Source organism: Verrucomicrobiota bacterium (assembly GCA_027622555.1).
GTDB lineage: Bacteria > Verrucomicrobiota > Verrucomicrobiia > Opitutales > UBA2995 > UBA2995.
The window spans coordinates 79579-90974 of sequence record JAQBYJ010000009.1 but is presented as its reverse complement, the minus strand read 5'-3'; the positions used below and the strand labels follow the sequence as shown (position 1 = coordinate 90974).

10 protein-coding genes and 1 pseudogene are annotated in these 11396 nt (G+C 45.3%); 7 read left to right on the top strand and 4 right to left on the bottom strand.

The window, feature by feature from the left end; all coding sequences use genetic code 11:
• Positions 1-373: 373 nt before the first annotated feature.
• The 4 genes from O3C43_04400 to O3C43_04385 all read right to left on the bottom strand — a co-directional run bounded on the left by O3C43_04400 (position 374) and on the right by O3C43_04385 (position 3830).
• A complete protein-coding gene (locus tag O3C43_04400) occupies positions 374-1018 on the bottom strand; it encodes a hypothetical protein (GenBank protein MDA1065724.1) in 645 nt (214 codons plus the stop codon).
• A gap of 13 nt (positions 1019-1031) precedes the next feature.
• Complete coding sequence (locus O3C43_04395; protein MDA1065723.1) at positions 1032-1928, bottom strand: alpha/beta hydrolase-fold protein; 897 nt, start codon at positions 1926-1928, stop codon at positions 1032-1034.
• Positions 1929-2022: 94 nt separating this feature from the next.
• Entirely contained in the window at positions 2023-3270 is a 1248-nt protein-coding gene (locus tag O3C43_04390; GenBank protein ID MDA1065722.1) for a hypothetical protein, read from the bottom strand.
• The gene (locus O3C43_04385; protein ID MDA1065721.1) at positions 3267-3830 is read right to left on the bottom strand and encodes a DUF2062 domain-containing protein; all 564 of its coding nucleotides are present in this window, start codon (positions 3828-3830) and stop codon (positions 3267-3269) included. Before O3C43_04385 ends, O3C43_04390 begins: the two co-directional genes overlap by 4 nt.
• 221 nt (positions 3831-4051) lie before the next feature.
• On the opposite strand from O3C43_04385, the gene mtnN reads away from it, so the two are divergent.
• The 7 genes and pseudogenes from mtnN (at position 4052) to O3C43_04350 (ending at position 11388) form a co-directional block, all read left to right on the top strand.
• The gene (mtnN, locus tag O3C43_04380; GenBank protein ID MDA1065720.1) at positions 4052-4834 is read left to right on the top strand and encodes a 5'-methylthioadenosine/S-adenosylhomocysteine nucleosidase; all 783 of its coding nucleotides are present in this window, start codon (positions 4052-4054) and stop codon (positions 4832-4834) included.
• Entirely contained in the window at positions 4831-6456 is a 1626-nt protein-coding gene (locus O3C43_04375; GenBank protein MDA1065719.1) for an NCS2 family permease, read from the top strand. The genes mtnN and O3C43_04375 overlap by 4 nt, the downstream gene beginning before the upstream one ends.
• Before the next feature lie 36 nt (positions 6457-6492).
• Positions 6493-7856 (top strand): annotated as a pseudogene (locus O3C43_04370) (uracil-xanthine permease family protein).
• The gene (gene uraD / locus O3C43_04365) at positions 7839-8330 is read left to right on the top strand and encodes a 2-oxo-4-hydroxy-4-carboxy-5-ureidoimidazoline decarboxylase (GenBank protein ID MDA1065718.1); all 492 of its coding nucleotides are present in this window, start codon (positions 7839-7841) and stop codon (positions 8328-8330) included. The pseudogene O3C43_04370 and the gene uraD overlap by 18 nt, the downstream one beginning before the upstream one ends.
• A gap of 18 nt (positions 8331-8348) precedes the next feature.
• Positions 8349-8696: a hydroxyisourate hydrolase gene (uraH, locus tag O3C43_04360; GenBank protein MDA1065717.1), complete on the top strand. Its 348-nt coding sequence runs from the start codon at positions 8349-8351 to the stop codon at positions 8694-8696.
• The gene (allB, locus tag O3C43_04355; protein ID MDA1065716.1) at positions 8666-10054 is read left to right on the top strand and encodes an allantoinase AllB; all 1389 of its coding nucleotides are present in this window, start codon (positions 8666-8668) and stop codon (positions 10052-10054) included. The genes uraH and allB overlap by 31 nt, the downstream gene beginning before the upstream one ends.
• A gap of 146 nt (positions 10055-10200) precedes the next feature.
• A complete protein-coding gene (locus O3C43_04350; GenBank protein MDA1065715.1) occupies positions 10201-11388 on the top strand; it encodes a trans-2-enoyl-CoA reductase family protein in 1188 nt (395 codons plus the stop codon).
• Positions 11389-11396 lie beyond the last annotated feature (8 nt).

Genomic DNA, 11396 nt, shown 5'->3' with positions numbered 1-11396 from the left:
TTTCAAGCCTTAATACTGGTTTTCCAAAACTTTATCATGCGCATTTTACGGACAACCAGCGGCTTTTCGAACAGGGTCTAGCTAGCTTTCTTCACACGTTCTCTGGCATCTTCGCCTGTTATATAAGTCGAATCACCAGTGAGCATTGAAGTAGATTTAAATACAGGATCGCTTTTTTGGGCCCTCGGACCTGAACGAGTTTTAGGTTGGATCTCCAGGTGTTTATTTCGTGCTTCGCGGGCTTCCCGTTTCGCTTTTCGCTCCTGGACTTTTTTAATAAATTCGGGATCAAGTGCCATGGGTAAAAGTTGGGTCGTTAATACTTCGGAAGCAACTCCGATTATTTCCAATAATGAATTCGATTCGCTCCCTATTACTGAACCTCATATTGCAAAATTGAATCGTAATCATACAGAATGATTCGAGTCAAATTGGCAGCATAGAGTTCAGCTGACAAAGCGTGAGGAAAGAAATTTTTATTTACCGGAATAATATCACGTGCGTGCTGACTTAAGAATTTTGAAATAGCAGAAGCGCAATACATCGGCGCAGTCTCCGTTTTGTAAGGGGCATGCCTTTCTCCAAGTTTCGGCCTAAGAAGATTAATTAAACGTTCTGATTCTGACGGGTTTAAATCGAATTCAAATATTTCAACCTTGGCAGTGGGAAGATACTGCCTGAAATCGAGGTAGGCTGGAATGGTCGGAATCGGATCAATCACCAAGTCGTCACTTCGCTTTGCAACAACCGGATATTCAGGCTTACCATAACCGCCAGCCGGGTCCCAGAATACGGTGCCATGTTCGGGAGAATGGATTCTTAAAATCGTGTGAGCACACATGCGTTTGTCATACATGACGAAGACATACATTTTGACAGTCTCTGGGTCCTCCAACGAAGCCATCGGAATCGGTTTGCCCTGCCAATGCGCAGGCAAATTCGGCACCGGTCTATGCATGCAACCAGAAAAAATAAATAGAGTTCCAGTAAGGATAATCGCAGAAGTAAACTTTCGCATAGCCATTTAAACTCTAGGGATTTCCACTCGAATGATCACGCCATAACCACCGAAGAGAATGTGGAAGATAGGGTCCAAATTCGAAGGCATTATGTGAGCCCGTTCCCCAGACCGCTTTTACGTCATAACCTTTAAACTCAAGGGATGAGACCATTTGTTGATTAGCCAAAAACCAGTTACCGTATTGGTTGTTTAAATCATTGGATCCATCCTGAATGAATACACGGATGGGTTTTGCCGGCGTTGATCGAATCATTGAAGGATACTGATGCCCACCAAGGATATTTACGAAAGTTCCGTTTCCACTGAGCACTTTACTAAAATAGTCAGGCCGCAACCAGGCAGCAGTAAAAGCGCAAATAGCGCCTGAACTGGTCCCACAAATTGCTCGATACTTTGGATCATTGGTAAGCTTATAATTTCTGGCTACTTCTGGAATGATTTCTTCAATAAGAAACTCTGAATACCGGTCAGTAATCGCATCATATTCGCGACTTCGATTGGAACGATCATAAATTGGCGTTCCGTCCTCGTCTGTGCCTTTGGAACCGGGATCAATAAGCAGCGCAATCGTCACAGGCATATCGCCCTTATGAATTAAATTATCAAAAACGACAGGTACCCGAAACCAGTTGTTTGGGTCCTGATATTTTTTACCATCTTGAAAAACCATAAGCGCAGCGGGGACAGAGGCGTCGTATTGAGCTGGAACATAAACAAAGTATTCACGTTTTGTTCCTGGGAATACCAAGCTATTTTCGAATACGTACTTAATAACCTTTCCTTGAGGAACGCCTTCCTGCTTTTTCGAATCTGGACCGAGAAGATCGTCCGGGTTTGGTGCTGCTTGCAACGCGACCAAAGACAAAAGAAAAAAGGCGAATATGGACGGATTATTGGGGTAATTCATGGTTAACAAAAACCAAAGCTGTAAGCTTTTCAAAAAACTGCAAGAGGAAGCTTAGCCCATTCGACAGACAAAGTAAGTCTCAGGAGAATTGGAGTTATTTCTCTTCATTCTTTTCGGTTTTCTTCTTCAAAAATCCACCAAGCAAATCCCCTGCTGCTTTCTTAAGACCTTCAGAGGAGCTATCGTCACCAAGGTCGATCCCAAGTTCCTTGGAAGCTTCATCAAGCAGGCGTTTTTTACCCGCTGACTTCAGAGCGTTCTGAAGGAAATCCGCATCAACTTTAATCATGGGAGAATCGATCGGGCCTCGAATAGCAAGAGGCATATCCATTCCATTAAGGGAGACCTTGGAACCACTGATCATCAAAAAAACATCTTTAAAGGAGGCACGTGCAATCAAATCTGAATTAATCGCATTCAGATCTCCGTTTATCTTTAGATCAATCAGTCCTCCCTCAAGCAGGGGTTTACCATCAACCTGAATCGATTCAGCAAGACTGCTGGTAGAAATCCCTTTGTATTCGAAATTCAAAACATTTTCGTTTTTTCCAGCTGCGAGCCCTAACGCAAGATCCGCCTTAAGAATACCGTCCTTCGAGTGAAAGGAAATCGATGGACTATTCCCGACCAGGTGAGGATGCGTTGAAAGATTGCTCGCTTCGAAATCGATCAATGTGTTGGGCAGATAACTTGTTTCTACACCGAGAGCTTCCAGTTTTTTAAGTAACAATAATGGACTATCTTGGGTAAGCATTGTGGCCTTCACATTAGCATGCCCCATGGAGCGAATTCGGCTTGATAATTCATCATCCCATTGTTTGGGAGTTTGAAGAATCTCAGGTTTTTTTATTGAAGAAACTCCCTCCATCCAGCGCTTTAACTGGGATAAGCGTTCCTTCCAGACTTCTGCATTTTCAAGCACACTATCAAGGTCTTTGAAATCTGGCATTTCCAGATCCGGCAATTTCGTCGGTTTAGATCGAGGCCCCACCCATTTGCCAGCACTCTGACGAGCTAATCCTGAACTGGCAGAATCGACGACAAGTTTATCAATGGAAAATCGTTTTCGAAGAATATCGACCGTGCTGATATCTGCCACAATTCGTTGAGAACGCATAATATCCGTCGCCAAGTTGTTTGGATCGGCGAAAGCGACATTCACAAATTCCAAACGGCCTTCATTCAGGTCCAGGTGCGCTTCTTCCAAATCTACTGTAGCACCATTGACCGCTGCAAGACCGTCGCGCGCCATTTGAGCTATCATTGCATCCGAGAAAAAACGCGATAGCACAACCAAAACCACTACCATCAATACAACCAAAATAACGCCGGGGATTCTCACTGGATTTCCGATACGACGAGAGAGCAGTTCCTCATAACCTTTGCCACTTTTCTTCCCAACAAAACCCATTCAAACCCTTTGACCCATGCATTTTTAGTCCGGGTTGATCCTCCAGTTTTCGTTTGGCGATCAGACATTTTATGCCTGTAGCTCTTCAAGCCTTTAGAGCATACATAGCCAAAACCAAGCCCTACAATAAGAGCGATCAATTGACCGCCGACCACAGCATAGTAATCGAGCCCAAAGTATGCGGTGACTGGACCATTATGCAGTGCTTGGAACAATCCTTGAGTAGGCCCTTCCAGAAGAATTCGCCCGATAGAAAAAGCAAAGGGTAAAGCAAGAAGATAGATCAATTTACTGATTAAACCTATCACTCCTGCCAAAAAAAGATTCGCATTCAAAATCAACAAAAGAAAGGCCCAAAAAAGCATCAATCCAGGAGCGTGATCAAACCCAGGGATGAAGCCAATAAAGGCACCGAGCAGCGTTGCCGCATACAATTGAAATGGAGTCGTGTTTCCACGAATGAGTTTACCTATTTTGCGAGTGAAGACCATGGTTATAAATCGTTAACTAACAGACAGAATAAAGCCAGCTTTGTTCAACATAAGTACCCTGCATTCACAAAATATCCTGTCCGAAGAAAAATCATCCCCAACAAGAAGATTACCCGGAGCAAAGCTTGCGGGACCTATCCAAGTAAAGTGCCCAAATTAATAACATGGAACATTGACCAATACGCTTGAAAGAGTGGTTTGTTCTCTGCTGTTATCGCTGCATGCTCCGAAACGTATCTTCTTTAACTCTCATTCTTGGGGCAATGCCTTCTGAGATTCGTGTCATTAAGGAACGATTAACCAATAAGTCTGACGGCAATCTTGAATGCTTTCCTTACACAAAAGGGAAAATCGGAAAACAAAAAGTAGTGGTCGGTGTAACCGGCGTAGGAGTCACTAACGGCGCGATGGTTGCGGCCTTGTTTATTCATCACTTTAAACCGAATGAGCTTATAGTTTCGGGGACAGGTTCTCGTTTCAACCCACGCATTCGGACCGGAGATACCGTTATTTCCAATAAAACGATTCACCATGCAGCAGGCACCCTAACTGCTAAAGGGATGATCTATCGAAAAGTGCGCGGGCCCCTTCCCGACCAAATGACTCATTGGGCTTACCCACCAGATCCGAACCTGTTCAAATTAGCCAAGCGTGCTATAAAATCCTACGAACCGGAATCAGTGACCGTTGATAAGGAGACCTATTCACCTAAAGTCTTAACCGGAGTCGTCTCAGCAAGCGACCTGTTTGGCGTATCTCAGGCCAAAATTAATGATATGAAAAAGAAGCTCGATCCTGATATCATGGAGATGGAGAGCGCAGCCATTGCTCAGGTTTGTCATCAATTGGGAACTCCGCATATCGTATTTCGTGCAGGGAGTAATCGCACTCAAGTAAACCCTGGCAATGCTTACCGTAAGGTTGGTCAAACAGCTGCATCAGCCGCAGCGCGCTGGACTATTCATTTTGTCAGGTATCTTGGAGAATTGCGGGCAAGTTCATGAAACTATTTTCTCGTGGTGACTGGGAAGGCTTCTTTGCCGCTTTTATAAATAATCTGGTACAACTTCTCATACTTGCACCCTTGTGTATCCTGGTATTGGGATTCTCACCGAAATTGGTATTCGGGACTATTCTTCCGGGTGTCGCCATTTCCTTTCTGGTAGGAAATTTATTTTACGCGTGGCAGGCCATGAAGTTGGCCGAAAAAGAAGGCCGGGATGATGTATGCGCTCTACCGTACGGTATAAGCACACCTGGATTGTTTGCTCATATTTTTTTAGTGATGCTTCCGGCGAAACTGCTTGCTGAATCTCAAGGATTGCCCAATCCGGAACGTATTGCCTGGCAAGCAGGTCTGGTGGCAACTTTAGCCGGCGGCTTCATCGAATTTTCGATGTCCTTTTTTGCTGCTAAAATTCGGAGTATAACACCTCGAGCAGCCATGCTTTCAACGCTTGCCGGAGTGGGTCTGGGTTTCTTAGGTCTCGGATTTTTGTTTCAATCCTTTGCATCCCCTATTGTGGGCATGGTTACTCTTGCGCTTGTTTTCCTGGCCTATTTCGGAAAGGTCCAGTTTGTGGGAAAGCTTCCTGCAACCCTGATAGTACTACTTATTGGAACGAGCCTTTGCTGGATCATTGGTCTAGCCCCCGTGGGCAGCTCCGAAGTTTCACCTTGGGCAGCAGTGGGGATTCACCTTCCCAAGATAGTTGTTTTCGATTTGATTCCTGCTCTTTCAGCCGGGCATATTTTACCTTACCTATCGGTTATCATTCCGATCAGTTTCCTTGGGGTTCTTGCCTCCCTTCAAAATATCGAATCAGCTGCGGCAGCCGGAGACGATTATCCTGTAAGACCGAGTTTAATAGCCAATGGAATAGGAACGATGGCGGCCGCCCTTTGTGGATCTCCCTTCCCCACTTCTATCTATATTGGTCACCCTGCTTGGAAGGCACTCGGCTCAAGAGCCGGATACTCGGTTCTCAACGGTGTATTTATAACCCTGGTTTGTTTAACAGGCACCATGTCGGTTTTAACGTGGGCAATTCCCGCCGAAGCCGGATTGGCGATCATTTTATGGATCGGTATTATTATAACCAGTCAGGCCTTTGAAGTTACTGAACGGAAACATATGGTTGCTGTCGTAGTTGGGATTCTCCCTGGAATGGCTGCATGGACCATGCTGGTGATTAAAACCTCAATGAACGCGGTAAGCAGAACCCTTGAAAAAGGCCCGGCATTGACAGAAGCGACCTTACAACATGCTCATATTTCAGGAGCGTTCATTGGAGGTGGTTTCGCACTTGAGCAAGGTTTTCTTTACTCGGCCATGATTTGGTCAGCCATCGTTGTTTACATCGTCGATCGCCGCTGGCGCGTGGCCGCTGGATGGAGTCTGGCTGGAGGTATTCTTTCCATTATGGGACTTATGCACTCCTTTAAATTAACTGGATCCGATTCCATCATCGATCTTCCAGTGCTGAGTATTTTTTCCGAAAATGAATTGGATATTGCCTCACTTTTTCCTGCCTGGGAATTTGCAGTCGGCTATTTACTGGTTGGTACCCTTTTATACATTACACCCTGGATAAGTAAGCCGGGCACGCTAACAGGAGAATCATAAATCAACGACTAAAATTGATCAGCAAACAGAAAGTATATGAGCGACACTGAATCGGCGGAAAACCCAGTAACCCAAAACCTCATCTATGGGCTAAATGATAAACTTTCTCCACCCAAAGCAACACTGGCAGCATTACAACAGGTATTGGCAATGTTTGTCGGAACCATAACTCCGCCGACCATCGTTGCGAATGTGCTAGATCTTCCGTTCGACCAAAAAGCGTATTTAATTAGCATGTCACTTCTTTGCAGTGGCCTCGGAACCCTGGTGCAAGTGGCTGCTTGGGGACGAGTTGGTTCAGGGCTTCTTTCAATGACCGGCACAAGCTTTGCGTTTATCACACCACTCATACTGGCGGGTCAGGCTGGAGGACTTCCACTTATGTTTGGCATGAGCTTATTATTGGCTCCCGTAGAGGCAATTCTGGCACCTTTTTTGCCGAAGCTACAAAAAGTGTTCACGCCCTTGGTCGCTGGCATCGTGGTGTTACTTATAGGACTTTTGCTAATCCCTACCACCTTGGGAGGCATGGGGCCACCAGCCAATGAATCCCTACATCCAATTACAAATCTTGCCATTGCAGGATGCGTTTTGGTGATCGTTCTACTTCTGAGTTCACTCCACATACCTTGGGCGAGAATGTCAGCAGCTCTCTTGGCATTATTGGCCGGTTATTTATTTTGCATGAAAATGGGGATTGTAAACATCCCGGAAACAACGGGAGGCTGGATCGCAATTCCCCATCCTTTTAAATACGGCCTGGCATTCGATTGGGCATTTGTCCTGCCATTTGGGTTTATTTACTTAGTAACTGCTATTGAAAGCATTGGCGACTTTACCGCCTGTTCTGAGTTGTCAGGTGAACCTACGAGCGGTCCCGTTTACTGGAAACGTATTCGAGGCGGTGTGTTCGCCGATGGCCTCAACAGTATGGTCGCAGCGGTCCTCAACTCCTTCCCAAACACAACATTCTCACAAAACAATGGAGTCATTCAACTTACCGGAATCGCTGCTCGACAAGTCGGATATTACGCAGCGGGAGTCTTGATATTTTTCGGCTTGGTTCCAGGTATAGGTAAATGGTTAGCAAGCATCCCTCCACCTGTAATGAGCGGACTTACCATTTTGCTTTTTGGGCTTATTGCAACGGCGGGTATTCGTATCATCATGAGAACAAATCTTGACCATAGAAGCCTTCTTATATTGGCAGTTTCGCTGGGTGTTGGGATAGGAATAGGCTTTGATCCAGAAATCATGAACCCCTTACCAGATGCGATTGAGAATGTATTTAGTTCGGGAATTACAAGCGGCGGCTTGACCGCACTGGTTCTGAATATCTTTCTACCAAAGAAAAAGAAGTGCTAAGGGATATGAATCTAGAAATATTAAACCATTCCGATCAAAGATCCTTCGCCCAAATTCTAGGCGAAATATTTGAACATTCACCCTGGATTCCACGAGAGACCTGGGAGAAAAGACCGTTTCACACTATTGAGAACTTGCATCACGATTTGAGGGAAACATTGGAAGCTGCCGATGAGGGGCAAAAACTAGAACTTATTCGAGCTCACCCGGATTTGGCAGGGAAACTAGCCATTTCGGGAGAATTAACCGATTTTTCAACGGCCGAACAACAATCAGCAAAGCTCAACAAGTTGACAGCAGAACAGTTTGAAACCATCTCCAAGCTCAACCAAGCTTACAAAAATAAATTCAAGTTCCCGTTTATCATCTGCGTAAAAGACCACACTCAATCCAGCATTTTCAAACATTTTGAAGAGCGAGTTAACAACGACGCTGAAACGGAACTCAATGCTGCTCTCAAACAAATATCGCGTATTGCCTGGCACCGTTTAAATGACCTGTTAACCTAAAAACAATTTCTTTCCACAATGAGCGCAAAACTGAGTACCCACGTATTAAATACCAAAGATGGAATCCCTGCTTCCGGAGTCAAAATTGAACTCTTCCATGTCACTAGTGAAGGCGAGCAATTGATAATATCAACAACGACTAATTCGGATGGAAGAACTGATCATCCACTTCTAACTGGAGACCAATTCAAAACAGGAGACTACAAACTCGTCTTTCACATAGGTGAGTATTTCCACGAGCATGCAGAAGATGCTCCATTCTTAAGCGAGGTGCCCGTTCAATTTCGCATCAATGATCCAAACGGATCTTACCATGTGCCGCTTTTAGCTTCACCATGGAGCTACAGCGTGTATCGCGGAAGTTGAAGATGAGTGTCTACGACACAGTCATTGTAGGCGGATGCCTTGTAACTCCAGAAGGGGAATCTTACCAAGACCTAGGCATATCGGATGGAAAAATAGCTGCCATAGAGCCCAATCTCGCGGGCCAGGGGAAAGAAGAACGCGCTATTGAAGGCGCCGTCGTAATTCCCGGAATTATTGATAGTCATGTTCACATAAACGAGCCTGGTCATACGAACTGGGAGGGTTTTGAAACCGGTTCGCGCGCAGCCATAGCGGGAGGAATCACCTGCATATTTGATATGCCGCTGAACTCGATTCCCACTACGATAAACGTTGAAGCCTTTGAGCTTAAGAAGAACCGAGCAGAAGCAAAATGCATGACCGACTTTGCTTTTTGGGGTGGGCTCGTTCCAGGGAATCTCGAGGACCTTGAATCGCTATACCTTGCCGGTGTTATTGGGTTTAAAGCCTTCATGTCCAATAGCGGATTGGATGAGTTCCCTAATGTCGACGAATCAGTCCTGAGAAAAGGAATGAAGGCTATTAGTAAACTTCCAGGCATGCGCTTGGCATTGCATGCTGAGGATAACGAATTGACTGAAGAGCTTTCAAAACGAGCCATCCTCTCAGGACAAACTTCGGTTCAAGATTTTCTCGACTCGAGACCGATCGAGGCTGAATTGATAGCTATTCGATCCGCAATCAACCTGGCCGGGGAAACCGGTTGCCCCATCCACATCGTCCACGTGAGTTGCCCAGAGGGCATCGATCTCATAACGGCTGCGAAACAAGCAGGCATTGATGTCACAGTTGAAACCTGCCCACATTACCTTTATTTCACGAACGACATACTCGGAGACGCAGGATCGGTGGCCAAATGCGCCCCACCCTTGCGGGCAGCGGGAACGGTAATAGCTCTTCGGGAAAAACTTCGTACCCGAGAAATAGATACCATCGGATCGGACCATTCACCTTGTTTGGAAAGCATGAAATCAGGAAACAACTTTTTTCAAACATGGGGCGGAATTTCCGGTCTGCAACATTCAGGACCGATAATCTATAGCTTGTTAAGAGAAACCTTAGAGATGGAACTCTGCGATATTACAAAACTCATGAGCCAAACCCCGGCTCAACGTTTTGGGCTAAAACACAAAGGAGCGATTGCATTGGGTATGGATGCAGATCTTTGCATCGGAAAATTCGACAATACTCAGCCCATAGCGAAGGAGGACCTTCTTTATAGAAATCCTCATTCGCCCTACGTGGGATTCACACCTAACTTTAATGTGCAATCAACAATAGTAAGAGGATGCGCGGTCTATAAAAACAAGGAATTTCAAGGAGAAATCCATGGAAAATTTATAAGACCCGCTTACTAACATCTCATCCCAGCGCTTCAAGTTAAGATCACATTGGAGTCATTCTGTAGTGAATGTAGTTTTCAATTTATTCTAATAAAATTATCGCCTTGAAACCCTAGAAGCTAAAACACAGCCTTTGCGGTTTTACCAAACTTATCCATAGCATGATTATTAAACCCAAAGTTCGCGGTTTCATTTGCATTACGGCCCATCCAGAAGGTTGCGCTGCCCACGTTCAGGAGCAAATCGACTACGTTAAGAATCAAGGAACCATTGAGGATGGACCCAAAAAAGTATTGGTGATTGGATCTTCCACCGGATACGGCTTATCTGCCCGAATTGCTGCAGCATTTGGAAGTAATGCTTCCACCGTCGGAGTATTTTATGAAAGGCCATCGATGAATGGCCGAACAGCTTCCGCAGGTTGGTACAACTCCGTGGCCTTTGAAAAAAAGGCAAAAGATGCAGGCCTTTATGCCAAAAGCGTTAACGGAGACGCTTTTTCCGATACGATAAAAGAAGAAGTAATAACCATTCTGAAAGAGGAAGTTGGTAAGGTCGATTTGGTGGTATACAGCTTGGCTTCTCCGCGGAGAGAGCATCCGAAAACGGGCACCATCCATAAATCAACGCTAAAACCTGTAGGTGAAACTTTCGTAGGTCCTACGTTGGATACCGACAAGGGAGTCATCAAGGATGTAGAGTTGGAACCAGCGACAGACGAAGAAATTTCTGATACGGTAGCCGTCATGGGAGGCGAAGATTGGGAAACGTGGATCAATGCCCTCAATGATGCCGATCTTTTAGAGGATGGCTGTCAGACGGTTGCATTCTCCTATATTGGCCCAACCATTACCTGGCCCATTTACTGGAATGGAACCATGGGAAAAGCGAAAACAGACGTTGATGAAACGGCGAAGCGCCTGGATGCACTTTTAAAAATCAAACGAGGATCTGCGTTTGTAAGCGTCAACAAAGCTGTTGTGACGCAGGCCAGCTCGGCCATACCCGTTGTTCCTCTTTACATTTCCATCCTGTTCAAAGTGATGAAAGAAAAGGGACTCCACGAGGGATGCATTGAACAACTTTACCGCTTATACGCTTCTCAAATGTATCAGGGCAATTTCCTCGACCTAGACGAAGCAGGTCGGGTTCGGATTGATGACTGGGAAATGAAACCAGAAATCCAGGAAGCAGTCGCCGAATTGTGGGAAACAGCCTCAAACGAAAATTTCAAAGACATATCCGACTACGAAGGCTATAGAAGCGATTTCTTAAAGCTCTTTGGTTTTGGCCTTGAAGGAGTTGACTACGAGGCAGATACCGAGCCTGAGCTCAATTTTGAAAGCTAATCAGCCTT